The organism is Gordonia malaquae NBRC 108250 (genome assembly GCF_000344135.1).
GTDB classification, from domain to species: Bacteria; Actinomycetota; Actinomycetes; order Mycobacteriales; family Mycobacteriaceae; genus Gordonia; species Gordonia malaquae.
The window spans coordinates 1-15,624 of record NZ_BAOP01000011.1 but is presented as its reverse complement, the minus strand read 5'-3'; the positions used below and the strand labels follow the sequence as shown (position 1 = coordinate 15,624).

The following is a 15,624-nucleotide window of genomic DNA, read 5'->3' as shown; positions in this document are numbered from 1 at the left end:
CGTCGGTGAGTTGTGGGCGCGCCGCCCTGAGTCAGGAGTCGTCGGACGCGGCCCGTCGGGCATCGCGCTCGGCGGCGAACGGATCGGGGATCCGACCGTCGCTCGCAGCGGACAGGACAGGCATGTCGGCGAATCCGACAGCGGGGAGTCGGACCTCGCGCCCGTCGGTTGTCACCGCTCGCACCGATCCCCACTTGGGGAACCGGAGGCCCGCGACGTCGTCCCAGGAGAGAGTGGTCGTCCCGAACGTGCCGACGGCGACGATGCCGTCGGAATCGACGTGGGTGCGCAGGTGGTGGATCCACCACGCGAGTGCGAATGGGATCACGGCGCCGAATGCGAACCACACGGATCCGCCGATCAGGATCACCACCACGAAGACGGCGACGGGGACGACCGCGTACGCGAGTCGCGAGATCTTGAAGTCGAAGGACGAGTCGGTCACGGCGACCATTGTTCCACGTCGCCCAATAGCGGACCGGAGCCGGTCGCGGGCGGATTTGACTACATCTGTGGCACTGCTCTACGTTATTCGTGTGATGGATCAGAAGATTCTCGTAGTAGTACTCGGTCGGCGCGTCAACGCCTGATCGGTCACTTCGTAGACCCTTCCGAAACACCAACGACGCGCCCCTCGACCAGCACCCGCTGTCGGGGGTTTTTTCTTGTCAGGAACCGGTGACCATCGCGTCGCCGACCTGGGCGAGAGTGTCGGACACATTACTGGCACACGAGGATGAGGAACGTGCAGTGAGTAATCCAACAGCACACGGTTCGCCGCGGCCGCAGTCGCCGTCGACGGAATCCATGCGATCGGGCGGCGCAAGCGTCGCACCCGAGCGTGTCACCGGCGCACAGTCGGTGGTTCGCACGCTCGAAGAGCTCGGCGTCGAAGTGGTCTTCGGCATTCCGGGCGGCGCGGTCCTCCCGGTGTACGACCCGCTCCTCGACTCGACCAAGGTCCGCCACGTCCTGGTCCGCCACGAGCAGGGCGCAGGTCACGCAGCCACCGGGTACGCCCAGGTCGCGGGCAAGGCCGGCGTCATGATGGCGACGTCGGGCCCGGGTGCGACGAACCTCGTCACCCCGCTCGCCGATGCGCAGATGGACTCGGTCCCCGTTGTCGCGATCACCGGCCAGGTCGGTCGCGCACTCATCGGCACCGACGGCTTCCAGGAAGCTGACATCTCCGGGATCACGATGCCGATCACCAAGCACAACTTCCTGGTGAGCTCGGCGGCGGACATCCCGCGCACGATCGCCGAGGCGTTCTACATCGCCGAAAGCGGCCGCCCCGGCGCAGTGCTCGTTGACATCCCCAAGGACATCCTGCAGGCGCAGACCACCTTCTCGTGGCCGCCGCAGTTCGACCTGCCCGGCTACCGTCCGGTCACGCGTCCGCACGGCAAGCAGATCCGTGAGGCCGCACGCCTCATCCAGCAGGCGTCCAAGCCTGTCCTGTATGTCGGCGGCGGTGTCATCAAGGCAGAGGCGTCGGCCGAGCTGATGGAGCTCGCCGAGCTGACGGGCATCCCGGTCGTCACCACGCTGATGGCGCGCGGTGCGTTCCCGGACAGCCACACCCAGCACATGGGCATGCCCGGCATGCACGGCACCGTCGGCGCAGTTGCGGCCCTGCAGCGCAGCGACCTGCTGATCACACTCGGCGCCCGCTTCGACGACCGCGTGACCGGCCAGCTCGATTCGTTCGCACCCGACGCGAAGGTCATCCACGCCGACATCGACCCTGCGGAGATCGGCAAGAACCGCGACGTCGACGTGCCGATCGTCGGTGACGCGCAGGCTGTCATCGTCGACCTGATCGAGGCGCTGCGCGCCGAGCGCGCCACCGGTGGGACCAGCCCCGACCTGACCGCGTGGTGGGTGTACCTCGACGACATCCGGGCACGCTTCCCGCTCAGCTACGACGGTCAGTCCGACGGTTCGCTGTCGCCCGAGTTCGTCATCTCCGAACTCGGCAAGGCCGCGGGCCCCGACGCCGTGTACGTCGCGGGTGTCGGTCAGCACCAGATGTGGGCCGCGCAGTTCGTCAAGTACGAGAAGCCGCGCACCTGGCTCAATTCGGGTGGACTCGGCACCATGGGCTACTCGATCCCCGCTGCGATGGGCGCCAAGGCCGCCGCACCGGAGAAGGAAGTCTGGGCCATCGACGGCGACGGCTGCTTCCAGATGACCAACCAGGAGCTCGCGACCTGCGCCATCGAAGGCATCCCGATCAAGGTCGCCCTGATCAACAACGGCAACCTCGGCATGGTCCGCCAGTGGCAGACGCTGTTCTACGACCAGCGTTACTCGAACACCGACCTGGCGACGCACTCGCGGATGATCCCCGACTTCGTCAAGCTCGGCGAGGCGCTCGGTTGTGTCGCGATCCGCGTCGAGCGTGAAGAGGACGTCGCACCTGCGATCGCCAAGGCGCGCGAGATCAACGACCGTCCCGTCCTCATCGACTTCATCGTCGGCAAGGACGCACAGGTCTGGCCGATGGTCGCTGCAGGCACCGGCAACGACGAGATCATGGCGGCCCGGGACATCCGCCCGCTGTTCGACGACGACGAGTCCGCTGCAGGCCCCGTCGAGATCCACGAAGTCATGAACGGGAAGGATTCGCTGTGAGCACCACCCATACGCTGAGCGTTCTGGTCGAGGACCGTCCGGGCGTGCTCGCACGCGTCTCCGGTCTCTTCTCGCGTCGCGGCTTCAACATCGAGTCGTTGGCCGTCGGCCCGACCGAACTCAAGGGCATCTCGCGCATGACCATCATGGTCACCGTCGACGACTTCCCCCTCGAACAAGTGACGAAGCAGCTCAACAAGCTGATCAACGTCATCAAGATCGTCGAGCAGGAACCGACGAACTCGGTCTCCCGCGAACTGATGATGATCAAGGTCCGCACCGATGCCACCAACCGAGGTGAGATCATCGACGTGGTCAATCTGTTCCGCGCCAAGGTCATCGACGTGTCACCGGAATCGGTCACCGTCGAGGCCACCGGAACGTCCGAGAAGCTCGAAGCGCTCCTGAGGATGCTGGACCCGTACGGCATCCGCGAGATCGCTCAGTCGGGCGGCGTGACCCTCGGACGTGGACCCAAGAGCATGTCCGCGAACCGCTAGCGCGACAATTACAAGCAACACCTCCTAATAACCATCTTTGAAGGGAATCACTGTGGCAGTCGAGATGTTCTACGACGACGACGCAGATCTGTCGATCATCCAGGGCCGCAAGGTCGCCGTCATCGGTTACGGCAGCCAGGGCCACGCCCACTCGCTGTCGCTCCGCGACTCGGGCGTCGACGTCGTCCTCGGTCTCCGTGAGGGCTCCGCCTCGCGCGTCAAGGCAGAGGAGCAGGGCCTGAAGGTCCTCACCGCCGCCGAGGCCTCTGCATGGGCCGACGTCATCATGGTGCTCGCACCCGACACCAGCCAGGCGTCGATCTTCACCAACGACATCGAGCCCAACCTCAAGGACGGCGACGCGCTGTTCTTCGGCCACGGCCTGAACGTCCACTTCGACCTGATCAAGCCTCCGGCGAACGTCACCGTCGCCATGGTCGCGCCGAAGGGCCCCGGCCACCTCGTGCGTCGTCAGTTCGTCGACGGCAAGGGCGTGCCCTGCCTGATCGCCGTCGACCAGGACCCGAAGGGTGAGGGCCAGGCCCTCGCGCTGAGCTACGCCTCCGCCATCGGCGGCGGTCGCGCCGGCATCATCAAGACCACCTTCAAAGAAGAGACCGAGACCGACCTCTTCGGCGAGCAGGCCGTGCTCTGCGGCGGCACCGAAGAACTGGTCAAGACCGGTTTCGAGGTCATGGTCGAGGCCGGTTACGCGCCGGAGATGGCCTACTTCGAGGTCCTGCACGAGCTCAAGCTCATCGTCGACCTCATGTACGAGGGCGGCATCGCCCGCATGAACTACTCGGTGTCGGACACCGCTGAGTTCGGCGGCTACCTGTCGGGCCCGCGCGTCATCGACGCAGACACCAAGGAGCGCATGAAGGCGATCCTGGCCGACATCCAGTCGGGTGAGTTCACCCGTCGCCTCGTCGCCAACGTCGAGAACGGCAACACCGAGCTCGAGGGTCTGCGCAAGGCGAACGCCGAGCACCCGATCGAGGTCACCGGCAAGAAGCTCCGCGATCTGATGAGCTGGGTCGACCGCCCGATCACCGAGACCGCCTGAGTCTGATCGTCCAGCACGGCCCCGCATCCTCCATGGATGCGGGGCCGTCTGCTGTTCGGGGTCTCGCTGATCGCCTCGACGAGCGACGTTACGATGACTCGTCACCTACTCAATGAGGGAAGTGTTATGAGCGAAGTCCGGCACGAAGCAGTCACCACCGCACCCCGCGAGAAGCTGTTCGCATACGTCGACGACTACAAGAACGTCCCCGAGTACATGCTCGGCGTCACCAGCTTCGAACCGACCACCGACGTCGTCCAGGGCAAGGGCTCAGTGTTCGCCGCCGCCTTGAAGGTGGGGCCGAAGGAGCTCAAGTCGACCGTCGAATGCACCGAGTGGGTCGAGAACGAGCTGATCAAGCTGGAATCGGTGAAGGGATTCGGGGCAAACACCGAGTGGGCCTTCCGAGACGGTGACGAGCCCGGCACCACCGTGCTGAGCGTCGTGTTCGACTTCACGCTTCCCGGCGGCCTCGCAGGCAAGGTGCTCGGCGGCCTCATCGGTCCGTTCGCCGACCAGGCGATCAAACACATCGAATCCAAGATCCGGACTGCCGTCGAGGCGTGATCCGCGCCCATCATGGGGCAAACGAGGTATTCGACGACAAACGAGGCATGCATGTATGCCTCGTTTGTCGTCGAATACCTCGTTAGAAGGCTAGATCTCCCCGTTGGCGCGAGCGGCGTGCTTGATACGCGACAGCTCGCTCATGTTCTGTATCAACGAGATCCAGTTGTAGATCAAGAGCGACAGCACGCCCCACCAGCCGAAGACGAGGCAATGGGTCTGCGCTTTCCAGAACGCAGAGCGGATCTCAGGGTACGTCCCCGTCGTCTGCACCGGCGTCGTCTGCGCGACGATCAGCATGCCCGTCTGCTTGCGGAACACAGCGGTGTACACGGCCGGAGCAGGGGAGTAGGGCGCAGCGGTGCCACATGGACGCGGATTCGCCGGTGGATAGCCGTAGGGCTGCTGTGGATGGCTCATCGAAGTGCCGTTCTCTCGTCGGACTGCACGCATGGACGGTCTGACGGTAGTCGACCCCGCATGGAGCGGTCCGTTCGCTGAACGACAAAGAACCCAACGTGGACCGTGCCATCGGTCCATGGCATTGTGGTCTACGCAACATCGGGCACAGTCGTGTGCCTGATGGCCGGACCGCAGATGACAGGGAGACAAACATGCCGGGCGTGCGCCAGACGGTGACCACACACAGTCCACGTGAGCAGGTGTTCGCGTACGTCGACGACTACCGCAACGTTCCCGACTGGATGTTCGGCGTCACCCGCTTCACACCCGTCACCGACCAGACCTGCGGCCTCGGCGCCACGTACCAGGCGACGATGAAGATCGGCCCGAAGAACCTCGATTCGACCCTGCGCGTCACCGAATGGGAAGAGGGCCGAGTCGTCGTGCTCACCTCCATTGCAGGCTTCGACGTCCAGACTGGCTGGCGATTCGCGGACGGCGACGACGGAACGACAGTGGTCGACGTCAACTTCGACTACGAACTCCCCGGCGGAATCGCAGGACGCGTCTTGGGCGCGCTCATCGAACCCGTGGTGGGGCAAGCGGTGAAGCAGACGGAATCGGCGCTTCGGTCTGCGGTTGAAGGCGTTCCTTCTTCGTCTTAGGGTTCCTGCTGTACGTGGGCGGCATGGGGCGGACGGTCGCCTCGTCGGCAGTCCTCGCGGGCTCGCCTAGCGGCTCGCTCGCTGCGGAGGGCTCCTCGGCGACCGTCCGCCCCATGCCTTCGCTCTAATGGCATCGCTGGTCGATGATTCTCATCGACGTGTTGATCGAAAAGAGCGGCGGCCCCGAGGGGGCCGCCGCTCTTTAGCTGCTCTTGCTGTTTGGTCAGGCGAGGCGGAAGTTGCCGTAGCCCTGGCGCGCGAGACGGTTCAGGATCGTCTTGGAGCTCGTGCCCGTCTCCGGTCCGGCGCAGGACCGGAAGTAGTAGGCGTTGACCATGCCGACCAGGCGGTTGCCGACGACGACCGGGCTGCCGGAATCGCCTTCGATGACGCACATCTGGCTGAAGTGGCTCTGATTGTCTGAGAACCACGTGACACCGCAGGTCTTGCCCGTGGTGCGCCCGGTCTTGCAGACCACGGTCGGGAACGCGATCGGACGGGTGTCGATCGAACGGATCGTCACGCCGCCGACAGTGCGGACAGGTGCGACCTTCGCCGCATCGAGACGGATGATCGCGACGTCGACGTCCGACGCGCTGTAGACGATCGTGCCGATCTGACCGCGCTGCTGGTAACGCTCGGAGAACACTCGCTGGCCGGGACGGCCGCAGTGACCTGCGGTGACGGCGATCAACTCACCCTTGTGCGAGCCGGACGTGGGACGACCGACAGCGGTCACGGTGCACGCCGCGGCCGTGTTCCCGCCCTTGAGGACGAGGATTCCCGAGCCGCCGCCCAGCGGGACTCGAGGTGCGGCGTCGGCGCTGCCGATACCGATCAGAGACGACACCAGTGCCGCCACGACGGCGAGAACCACCATCAGCTTCTTCATGTTCACTCCACTCGCGTTCTGTTGTAAGACCCCCACGGACGCGCCGCAGACCATCCCACTTTATGCGTACCGTGCCCTGAACCCCAGGCCACAAACGGTTCAGAGGTCGGTCGTGACTGAATCGATACGCGGTCTGCAATGTACCGGTGCTGCGTGTCGGCCACCACAATCGCAGATGGGCGGGTATGAGCCCACGGTCGCAGGGCTCTAGAATCGACAATGCTGAATCGACCCGCGACATCTTCTCGACGGTGTCCGCAACCTGAGAATCTGGAGAACACTGTGACCGATGCCGGCCGCCCAGTCGTCCTGATCGCCGACAAGCTCGCCCCCTCGACCGTGGAAGCACTCGGCGGCGACGTCGAGGTCCGCTGGGTCGACGGCCCGGACCGCCCCAAGCTCCTCGAGGCCGTTGTCGATGCCGACGCCATCCTCGTCCGGTCGGCGACCACCGTCGACGCCGAGGTGCTCGACGCGGGCAAGAAGCTGAAGATCATCGCCCGCGCAGGCGTCGGACTCGACAACGTCGACGTGCCGGCCGCCACCGCACGGGGCGTCATGGTCGTCAACGCTCCGACCTCCAACATCCACTCGGCAGCAGAGCACGCCGTCGCGCTGCTCATGTCGGCCGCACGTCAGGTGCCCGCCGCCGACGCGACCCTGCGTGAGCACACCTGGAAGCGCTCGTCGTTCTCCGGCGTCGAACTCTTCGACAAGACCGTCGGCGTCGTCGGCCTCGGCCGCATCGGCCAGCTCGCCGCGGCTCGCCTCGCCGCATTCGAGACGCACATCATCGCGTACGACCCCTACGTCTCGGCTGCCCGCGCCGCACAGCTCGGCATCGAACTGGTCACCCTCGACGAACTCCTCGAGCGCGCCGACTTCATCACCATCCACCTGCCGAAGACAAAGGAGACCGCAGGTCTCATCGGCGCCGAGCAGTTGGCGAAGGTGAAGAAGGACGTCATCATCGTCAACGCCGCGCGTGGCGGACTGATCGACGAGCAGGCCCTCGCCGACGCCATCACCGAAGGCCGCGTCCGCGGCGCGGGCCTCGACGTCTTCGACACCGAGCCCTGCACCGACTCGCCGCTGTTCGAACTGCCGCAGGTCGTCGTCACCCCTCACCTCGGCGCATCGACCGCCGAAGCGCAGGACCGTGCCGGCACCGACGTCGCCAAGAGCGTCCAGCTCGCTCTCGCGGGTCACTTCGTCCCCGACGCCGTCAACATCACCGGCGGACCCGTCGACGATGAGGTCGCACCCTGGCTCGAATTGTCCCGCAAGCTCGGCGTCCTCGCGGGCGTCGTCGCGGGCGGCATGCCCACCAACCTGACCGTCGAGGTGCGCGGCGAACTCGCCGCCAGCCCCGTCGACGTGCTCGGCCTCTCGGCCGTCCGCGGCCTCTTCTCGGCCGTGGTCGACGAGCCGGTCACCTTCGTCAACGCTCCGGCAGTCGCCAGCGAGCGCGGTGTGAGCCACGAGGTCGTCACGGAGTCGGAGAGCCCCAACCACCGCAGCCAGATCGACGTCAAGGCCGTGTTCGCCGACGGCAGCACCGTCAACGTCGCGGGCACCCTGACCGGTCCGCGTCAGGTCCAGAAGATCGTCAACGTCAACGGCCGCAACCTCGATCTCCGCGCTGAAGGCCGCAACCTGCTGGTCAGCTACGCCGATCAGCCGGGCTCGCTCGGCAAGATCGGCTCGCTGCTCGGCGACGGCGGTGTCGACATCGTCGCCGCCGCACTCGCACAGGACGCGGACGGCGAGGGCGCCACCATGCTCCTGCGCGTGGACCGCGAGCTTGACGACGCGCTCCTCGCCTCGATCGGCGACGCCGTCTCCGCGACCCTCATCAAGCAGGTGGACCTCTCGTGAAACTGGCAGTCATCGGCGGCGACGGAATCGGCCCCGAGGTCACCGCACAGGGTCTGAAGGTGCTGCGCAAGCTGCACCCCGATGTGGAGACCACCGAGTACGACTTCGGTGCACGGCGCTACCACGCGACCGGCGAACTCCTGACCGACGAGGACGTCGCGTCGCTCCGTGAGCACGACGCGATCCTCCTCGGCGCGATCGGCGACCCGTCGGTCCCGTCCGGCGTCCTCGAACGCGGATTCTTGCTGAAGCTGCGCTTCATCCTGGATCACCACGTGAACCTGCGCCCGTCGATCCTCTTCGACGGTGTGAAGTCTCCGCTGGCAGGCGACCCGAAGATCGACTTCATCGTCGTCCGCGAAGGCACCGAGGGCCCGTACACCGGCAACGGCGGCGCGATCCGCGTCGGCACACCGCACGAGGTCGCCACCGAGGTCAGCGTCAACACGCGCTTCGGCATCGAGCGTGTCATCCGTGACGCGTACGTCCGCGCTCAGGCGCGCAGCAAGAAGCTCACGTTGGTTCACAAGAACAACGTGCTGCAGTTCGCCGGCGGCATGTGGACCCGCGCCGTGGAGGAGATCGGCAAGGAGTTCCCCGACGTCGTCACCGACTACCTGCACATCGACGCGGCGACCATCTTCATGGTCACCGATCCGGGCCGCTTCGACGTGATCGTCACCGACAACCTGTTCGGCGACATCATCACCGACCTCGCGGCCGCAGTGTCCGGCGGCATCGGTCTCGCCGCGTCGGGCAACATCGACGCGACGCGCACCAGCCCATCGATGTTCGAGCCGGTCCACGGCAGTGCCCCCGACATCGCGGGCCAGAACATCGCCGACCCGACAGCGGCCATCCTCTCGGTCGCACTGCTGCTGCGTCACCTCGGCGACGACGAGGGCGCTGCCCGCGTCGAGAAGGCCGTCGCGTCCGACGTCGCCTCGCGCGGCGAGAACCGCGGTTCCACCACCGAGGTGGGCGACCGTATCCTCGCGCTCGTCTGATCTGCACTACCGAAAGGACCGCACCGGCTTGATGTCGGTGCGGTCCTTTTGTGTTGGCGAAACCTCTCCCGGTGATCGAGCCTCGCGCCCTCACCGCCCGGTGATCGAGCCGTGACGAGCCCCTGGGCGAGGAGGCGTGTCGAGATCCCCTGAGGCGAACGTTGTCGCGGGCCGGGTCGTCGTCAACGACGCTGAGGACGCGACGCGATGCCCGCCGCCTCCTGCGTATCACTCGCGTGCTGAGACGCGGGAACGACGCGACTCACCTGCCTCATCTTGCTTCTACCTGCTTCAACTTGTCCTACCTGCCTGAGCTCAGGCAGGTAGGACGAAATGAGGCAGGTGAGTGCGAGATGAGGCAGGTAGCTCTGCTCGGTGGGGCGCCTAGTTCTCCTGCAGGCCCGGCCGGACTGTCAGTTCTATCTGTCATCGTGCGCGTATGGAAGTGAATTTCCGAGATGATGCGGGCATTTTGACGATCGCGATGGGTGCCCGTCTGCTCTGGCGTCAGCAGATGCGAGAAAGACGCGATATCCCACCGTCGAAACAGCCTGAGCTCAGGCTGTCCAGTGATGTTGAGGCGCGTTTTCGGCGTTGAGGCAGGGGAGCCTACTCGGCGAGACGCGCCGGCACGGCGCAGGTCAAGTCCCTCCCGCTGTCCGAGAATCTTTGAACCTGAGTCCAGGCCAACCTAAGCCTTCTCGACGCCTACCGGCTCCTCGCGGCCGCGCACGGCGTCGCGGGGCACCAGCCCGATGGCGACCAGCGGCGCGACGGCGGCCACGGCGAAGGCGGCGGGGTAGCCGGCCGCCTCGATGACCCCGCCGAACAGGGGAGTGGTCGCGGCGGTGGTGACGTACTGGGCCGTGTTCTGGACGCCGAGGCCGCGGCCGCTCCACGACGGGCCTGCGAACTCGGCGATCGCGGTGAACGCGAGACCGTTGTCGGCGACGGTGCTGATCGAGGCGATCACCATCACGGCGGCCGCGACGGGGCTGCCGATCCAGTCGGTCAGCGCCAGCAGCGCGGTCGACGCACCCGCGGCGACGGCGATGTACCGGACCGGCCGCATCCGTGATCCCATCACGTCCGAAAGTCTGCCCGCGGCGATGCGCCCGAATGCGCCCGTGACCTGGGTCGCGGTGACCAGGGCTCCCGCTCCGAACGCCGACCAGCCGTGACCGACGATCAACCACGCGGGCACAAACGTCCAGAGCATCGACTGGGGGATCACCAACAGCACACTGACGGCGTGGACACGCTGTAGGAAACTGGACCCGCGGTACGGGTTGCCTGTCGGGACCGACGTCCCCGCCGACGGTGCGGGCGGGTCGACGACTGCTGCGGCCACCGCGATCAGGCCGATCACGGTCACCGCGACAGGCACGGTCAGGGCCGCCGCCAGTCCCCAGCGGTCCGCGAGCGCCGGCATCGTCAGAGCGCACACACCGATGCCGAGCGGCTGGGCCATCTGACGAACCCCCATCGCCGTGCCTCGCTGATCGGCGGGGAACCATCCGACCACGATCCGTCCGCTCGCGCCGTTCGCGGCGCCGGCGCCCAAACCGCCGATCAGCAACGGGATCACCAGCGCGGTGAATCCTCCGCCGGTCTCGGCGACGACGAACGCCGCCACGGTGCCGGCCAGTGTGACAGTCAACGACACCAGGAGGACACGTCGCTCTCCGAACCGGTCGAGTGCGGCTCCCCAGGCGATGATCGTCAACGTCAGCCCGATGGTGGGCACTGCGGCCAAGGTGGCTGCGTCGGTCAGCGACATCCCATGGTCGCGGTGGAGCACGGGGATCACATAGGCGACGCCCGCGGTGGCGCAGGTGGTTGTCATGGCCGCGACGAGGGAGCAGACGAGCATCGTCCACCGCCTGGTCGCCGACATGGTCTGAGTCATCTGCACACCTCACTGAATCTCAAATAGTGGAACTATCGTTTCATATTCTAGAACACGATGGGGCGTGCGTTAACCTTCGGGGTATGAAACTGGGTCGTGTCGCAAGTCCGGACGGAGTCGCATTCGTCTCCGTCGAAGGTGAAGAGGGCCAGGAGATCGCCCGTGAGATCGCGGAGCATCCCTTCGGCGATCCGACGTTCACCGGCCGCACGTGGAAGCTCGCCGACACGCGACCCCTGGCGCCGATCCTGGCCACCAAGATCATCGCGATCGGCAAGAACTACGCCGCTCATGCAGCCGAGATGGGTTCGGAGGCTCCCGCCGATCCGGTGATCTTCTCCAAGCCGAACACGTCGATCATCGGCCCGGGCGCTGCGATCGTCCGGCCGCCGTCGTCCGAGCGCGTGGACTTCGAGGGTGAGCTGGCGATCGTGATCGGCCGCCCGTGCAAGGACGTTCCCGCCGCGAAGGCGAAAGACGTGATCCTCGGATACACCGTCGCCAACGACGTGACCGCTCGCGACCAGCAGGCGTACGACGGTCAGTGGACTCGGGCCAAGGGATACGACACCTTCTGCCCGCTCGGTCCGTGGATCGTGACCGACTTCGATCCGTCCGACGTCGTGATCCGTACCGAACTCGACGGCGAGGTCAAGCAATCGAGCCGCACCTCGCTGATGCTGCATTCGGTAGGCGAGATCGTCGAATGGGTGTCTCGTGTGATGACCCTGCTCCCCGGTGACGTGATTCTGACCGGGACACCCGAGGGAATCGGCCCGATGGTCGCGGGCCAGACGGTGTCGGTGACCGTCGAAGGCATCGGCACGCTGAGCAACCCGGTGATCGACAAGTGACCCGACCCGGCCGCATCGCTCCAGTTCAGGTCCGCAATGGCGATGTGGTGTTGTCGTGCACCGCGGTGGGCGACGGTCCGCTCGTCGTGATGGTGATGGGCACCGGCAGTCCCGGGCGGGTGTGGCACGCGAATCAACAGCCCGCTCTGCTCAAGGCGGGCTACCGGGTGGTGACCTTCGACAACCGCGGCATCGCACCGTCGAGCGAATGCGCGAACGGTTTCACGATGGCGGACATGGTGGCCGACACCGCTGCCGTGATCGAGCACTTCGGTGCGCCTGCATTCGTGGTCGGAACCTCGCTTGGCGCGCGCATCACACAGGAGCTCGCGCTGGCGAGGCCGGAACTCGTCAGGGCCGCCGTGATGCTCGGCACTTACGGTCGTACGACGCCGCTTCTCACGGCGTACAACGAGGGCGAGCGGGCGCTGCTCGACGCCGGGCGTGAACTGCCTGCGCCGTTCTTCGCTGCGATCACCGCGCACATGAACCTGTCGCCCGCGACGTTGGCCGACGACAGGTCCGCACGCGACTGGCTCGACATCATCGGGTTCGGCGGGCAGTCGTCCACGCCGGGTGTCCGCGCTCAACTCGACCTGCCCGAACGGGATCAGAACCGCCTGGCCGCGTACCGGTCCATCACGCGGCCCACGCTGGTGGTCGGGTTCGCCGACGATCGCACTCTCCCGGTGCACCTCGCCCGCGAAGTGGCCGATGCGATCCCCGGATCGCGGTACGAGGAGGTCGCGGACGCCGGGCACTTCGGCTACCTAGAACGACCGGAGGCCGTCAACGGACTCCTGATCGGATACCTCGACTCTCAGCGCTGACTCCGGACGCGAGCTCACGGCGTCGATGACATAGGCTGACCTGCATGACTACCGGTGAAAACGTTCGCGTCCGATTCTGTCCGTCACCCACCGGAACCCCGCACGTCGGGCTCGCTCGGACGGCACTGTTCAACTTCGCGCAGGCTCGCCACACGGGCGGCACGTTCGTGTTCCGCATCGAGGACACCGACGCCGCACGCGACAGTCAGGAGTCGTACGACGCGATCCTCGACGCACTCCGTTGGCTCGGCCTGGAGTGGGACGAGGGCCCCGAGGTGGGCGGCCCGTACGCGCCGTACCGGCAGTCCGAGCGCAAGCAGTTGCATCTCGACGTCGTCGCTGCGCTCCTCGCGGCGGGGGAGGCGTACGAGGCGTACTCGACACCCGAGGAGGTCGAGGCGCGTCACCTCGCGGCGGGCCGCAACCCCAAGCTCGGGTACGACAATTTCGATCGTGACCTGACCGATGAGCAGCGTGAAGCGTTCCGTGCGGAGGGACGCAGTCCGGTTGTCCGTCTGCGGATGCCTGATGCAGACCTCACGTGGGACGACCTGGTGCGCGGCACCACCACGATCAAAGCCGGCACCGTGCCCGACTTCGCGCTCACTCGCGCGAACGGCGACCCGCTGTACACCCTGGTCAATCCGGTGGACGACGCGCTGATGAAGATCACGCACGTCCTTCGCGGCGAGGACCTGCTCTCGTCGACGCCGCGTCAGATCGCCCTGTACCAGGCGCTTATGCGCCTCGGGGTGGCCGACGCCGTGCCGGAGTTCGCACACCTCCCCTTCGTGATGGGCGAGGGCAACAAGAAGCTGTCCAAGCGTGATCCGGAGTCGAACCTCTTCCACCATCGCGACCGTGGATTCATCCCCGAGGGGCTGCTCAACTACCTGGCGCTGCTCGGTTGGGGATTCTCGAGCGACGAGGACATCTTCACCCTTGACGAGATGATCGGCGCCTTCGATGTGCGCAACGTCAACTCGAACCCGGCGCGCTTCGACCAGAAGAAAGCCGATTCGATCAACGCCGAGCACATCCGCCGGCTGGAGCCCGCGGACTTCGCGGCGCGTCTGCGCGCGTTCCTGACCGCTTCCGGCCGTCTGAGCGAGCCGGTGGACGACGCACAGTTCGCCGTCGTCGCCGATCTGGTGCAGACCCGCATTCAGGTGCTCGGCGACGCGTGGGACCTCATCAAGTTCCTGTACGTGGACGACGCCGACTTCGCGTACGACGAGAAGGCTGCGGCCAAGAACCTCGGCGCGGACGCAGTGCCGATTCTCGACGCCACGATCGCCGTGTGCGAATCGGTGGAGGCGTGGGACACCGCGTCGTTGGAGGAGGGCCTCAAGGCGGCGCTCATCGACGGTCTGGAGCTGAAGCCGCGCAAGGCCTTCGGTCCGGTCCGCGTGGGTGTCACCGGCGCGGCAGTGAGCCCTCCGTTGTACGAGTCGATGGAGCTGCTGGGACGCGAGAAGACGCTCGCTCGCCTGTCGCTCGCCTGTGAGATCGCGGAAAAGGCGGTCTGACCTGCCGATTTGTGGTTTGGGGTGGAGTTGTTGGTAATGTACTCCACGGCCCGAGAGGAGCCAGGCGGTTTCGCCCGGCGAGGCTCGGATCAAACCCTTGGGGTATGGTGTAATTGGCAACACAGCGGTTTCTGGTACCGCCATTCTAGGTTCGAGTCCTGGTACCCCAGCGATGTACACGGGTAAAAGCGTGTGTATCATAACTGAACAAGTGTTCTAGGGCCCCGTCGTCTAGCGGCCTAGGACGCCGCCCTCTCAAGGCGGTAGCGCGGGTTCGAATCCCGTCGGGGCTACAAAACGATGATGGCCCTCGGTCGCGTGAGCGACCGAGGGCCATCGTCGTTTTTGTGGGGTTAAAGGCCAAAATGTGTGTACGGACCGGGCGCGTCGCTGGGTGATTCAGGTGCTTCTGCCGCCCCAGCCGTGTTGGATGCCGTTCCCGTCCTCCCAGCTGAAGTCCGTACCGTAACCGCCGGGGCCGATCTGCTCGTCCTCAAGCGGTGTGCGCTTGGGCCGGGCCGACTGCGGGTTGTAGTGCTCGGTGCGAACCAGGCTCCAGGGGTCTCGCGGCTGGGCTGTGAGGCTGTTCAGCTTCCATTCGGCGGCTCGTCGGGCGTGGTCGGCGGGTAGTCCTCGGTGAGTACGGAAGAGGTCTTTGATGGCCTTGTTTGGTCCGCCTTCTAACGGCGAGGTGGTTCGGGGCAGTCGATGGTCGTCGTCGGTCAGGCGGGGGTCGATCCAGGTGAACAGATGTTCATCGGCGATCAGGCGCCGGAACAGGCCGCGGGTCTTGCGGAGGTCGCGGTGGGTGTACCACCAGGTGCTGGTGTCGGAGACTCCGGTGGGCCGAATGGTGTGGGTGCGGGCGTAGGTCCGGTGACGGAGGAA

15 protein-coding genes and 2 tRNA genes are annotated in these 15,624 nt (G+C 66.1%); 12 read left to right on the top strand and 5 right to left on the bottom strand.

What is annotated here, in order from left to right; genetic code table 11:
* Positions 1-31 precede the first annotated feature (31 nt).
* The gene (locus GM1_RS08630; protein WP_008378107.1) at positions 32-454 is read right to left on the bottom strand and encodes a PH domain-containing protein; all 423 of its coding nucleotides are present in this window, start codon (positions 452-454) and stop codon (positions 32-34) included.
* Between the two features lie 296 nt (positions 455-750).
* Here GM1_RS08630 and GM1_RS08625 point away from each other — a divergent pair, with 296 nt between their 5' ends.
* The 4 genes from GM1_RS08625 (at position 751) to GM1_RS08610 (ending at position 4,770) form a co-directional block, all read left to right on the top strand.
* Positions 751-2,637, top strand: coding sequence for an acetolactate synthase large subunit (locus GM1_RS08625; protein WP_085950662.1), 1,887 nt, complete (start codon positions 751-753; stop codon positions 2,635-2,637).
* Positions 2,634-3,137, top strand: a complete 504-nt coding sequence (ilvN, locus tag GM1_RS08620) for an acetolactate synthase small subunit (RefSeq protein WP_008378105.1) — start codon at positions 2,634-2,636, stop codon at positions 3,135-3,137. Before GM1_RS08625 ends, ilvN begins: the two co-directional genes overlap by 4 nt.
* A gap of 64 nt (positions 3,138-3,201) precedes the next feature.
* On the top strand, positions 3,202-4,203 hold the full coding sequence (gene ilvC, locus GM1_RS08615) for a ketol-acid reductoisomerase (RefSeq protein ID WP_174316866.1): 1,002 nt from the start codon (positions 3,202-3,204) through the stop codon (positions 4,201-4,203).
* 126 nt (positions 4,204-4,329) lie between these two features.
* Entirely contained in the window at positions 4,330-4,770 is a 441-nt protein-coding gene (locus GM1_RS08610) for an SRPBCC family protein (protein ID WP_008378103.1), read from the top strand.
* A gap of 90 nt (positions 4,771-4,860) precedes the next feature.
* Here GM1_RS08610 and GM1_RS22905 read toward each other — a convergent pair whose 3' ends face one another.
* On the bottom strand, positions 4,861-5,190 hold the full coding sequence (locus tag GM1_RS22905) for a hypothetical protein (RefSeq protein WP_008378102.1): 330 nt from the start codon (positions 5,188-5,190) through the stop codon (positions 4,861-4,863).
* A 194-nt stretch (positions 5,191-5,384) separates the two neighbouring features.
* Here GM1_RS22905 and GM1_RS08600 point away from each other — a divergent pair, with 194 nt between their 5' ends.
* On the top strand, positions 5,385-5,837 hold the full coding sequence (locus GM1_RS08600) for an SRPBCC family protein (protein ID WP_008378101.1): 453 nt from the start codon (positions 5,385-5,387) through the stop codon (positions 5,835-5,837).
* A 223-nt stretch (positions 5,838-6,060) separates the two neighbouring features.
* On the opposite strand, the gene GM1_RS08595 is transcribed toward GM1_RS08600, so the two are convergent.
* Entirely contained in the window at positions 6,061-6,729 is a 669-nt protein-coding gene (locus GM1_RS08595; protein WP_040519747.1) for a trypsin-like serine protease, read from the bottom strand.
* 282 nt (positions 6,730-7,011) lie between these two features.
* On the opposite strand from GM1_RS08595, the gene serA reads away from it, so the two are divergent.
* Both serA and GM1_RS08585 read left to right on the top strand, forming a co-directional pair.
* A complete protein-coding gene (gene serA, locus GM1_RS08590; RefSeq protein WP_008378099.1) occupies positions 7,012-8,607 on the top strand; it encodes a phosphoglycerate dehydrogenase in 1,596 nt (531 codons plus the stop codon).
* Entirely contained in the window at positions 8,604-9,614 is a 1,011-nt protein-coding gene (locus GM1_RS08585; protein ID WP_008378098.1) for a 3-isopropylmalate dehydrogenase, read from the top strand. Before serA ends, GM1_RS08585 begins: the two co-directional genes overlap by 4 nt.
* 691 nt (positions 9,615-10,305) lie before the next feature.
* On the opposite strand, the gene GM1_RS08580 is transcribed toward GM1_RS08585, so the two are convergent.
* Complete coding sequence (locus GM1_RS08580) at positions 10,306-11,523, bottom strand: MFS transporter (protein WP_040519764.1); 1,218 nt, start codon at positions 11,521-11,523, stop codon at positions 10,306-10,308.
* An 83-nt stretch (positions 11,524-11,606) separates the two neighbouring features.
* Here GM1_RS08580 and GM1_RS08575 point away from each other — a divergent pair, with 83 nt between their 5' ends.
* From GM1_RS08575 to GM1_RS08555, 5 genes are all read left to right on the top strand, one after another.
* Entirely contained in the window at positions 11,607-12,377 is a 771-nt protein-coding gene (locus tag GM1_RS08575; RefSeq protein ID WP_008378096.1) for a fumarylacetoacetate hydrolase family protein, read from the top strand.
* Complete coding sequence (locus GM1_RS08570; RefSeq protein WP_008378095.1) at positions 12,374-13,207, top strand: alpha/beta fold hydrolase; 834 nt, start codon at positions 12,374-12,376, stop codon at positions 13,205-13,207. Before GM1_RS08575 ends, GM1_RS08570 begins: the two co-directional genes overlap by 4 nt.
* Positions 13,208-13,251: 44 nt before the next feature.
* The gene (gene gltX, locus GM1_RS08565; protein ID WP_008378094.1) at positions 13,252-14,736 is read left to right on the top strand and encodes a glutamate--tRNA ligase; all 1,485 of its coding nucleotides are present in this window, start codon (positions 13,252-13,254) and stop codon (positions 14,734-14,736) included.
* A gap of 98 nt (positions 14,737-14,834) precedes the next feature.
* Positions 14,835-14,906: transfer RNA gene (locus GM1_RS08560), tRNA-Gln, on the top strand.
* A 50-nt stretch (positions 14,907-14,956) separates the two neighbouring features.
* Positions 14,957-15,029: transfer RNA gene (locus GM1_RS08555), tRNA-Glu, on the top strand.
* Between the two features lie 106 nt (positions 15,030-15,135).
* Here the strand turns inward: GM1_RS08555 and GM1_RS21885 are convergent.
* Positions 15,136-15,624 (bottom strand): hypothetical protein (locus GM1_RS21885; RefSeq protein WP_008378093.1); only part of this gene is annotated, 489 nt, incomplete at its 5' end.

What these genes read in the sequence shown, in the direction of transcription:
- GM1_RS08630 (WP_008378107.1), bottom strand. Translation starts at nt 454, where the DNA reads ATGGTCGCCGTGACCGACTCGTCCTTCGACTTCAAGATCTCGCGACTC.
- ilvC (WP_174316866.1), top strand. Translation starts at nt 3,202, where the DNA reads ATGTTCTACGACGACGACGCAGATCTGTCGATCATCCAGGGCCGCAAG.
- GM1_RS08610 (WP_008378103.1), top strand. Translation starts at nt 4,330, where the DNA reads ATGAGCGAAGTCCGGCACGAAGCAGTCACCACCGCACCCCGCGAGAAG.
- GM1_RS22905 (WP_008378102.1), bottom strand. Translation starts at nt 5,190, where the DNA reads ATGAGCCATCCACAGCAGCCCTACGGCTATCCACCGGCGAATCCGCGT.
- GM1_RS08600 (WP_008378101.1), top strand. Translation starts at nt 5,385, where the DNA reads ATGCCGGGCGTGCGCCAGACGGTGACCACACACAGTCCACGTGAGCAG.
- GM1_RS08595 (WP_040519747.1), bottom strand. Translation starts at nt 6,729, where the DNA reads ATGAAGAAGCTGATGGTGGTTCTCGCCGTCGTGGCGGCACTGGTGTCG.
- GM1_RS08580 (WP_040519764.1), bottom strand. Translation starts at nt 11,523, where the DNA reads ATGACTCAGACCATGTCGGCGACCAGGCGGTGGACGATGCTCGTCTGC.
- GM1_RS08575 (WP_008378096.1), top strand. Translation starts at nt 11,607, where the DNA reads ATGAAACTGGGTCGTGTCGCAAGTCCGGACGGAGTCGCATTCGTCTCC.
- gltX (WP_008378094.1), top strand. Translation starts at nt 13,252, where the DNA reads ATGACTACCGGTGAAAACGTTCGCGTCCGATTCTGTCCGTCACCCACC.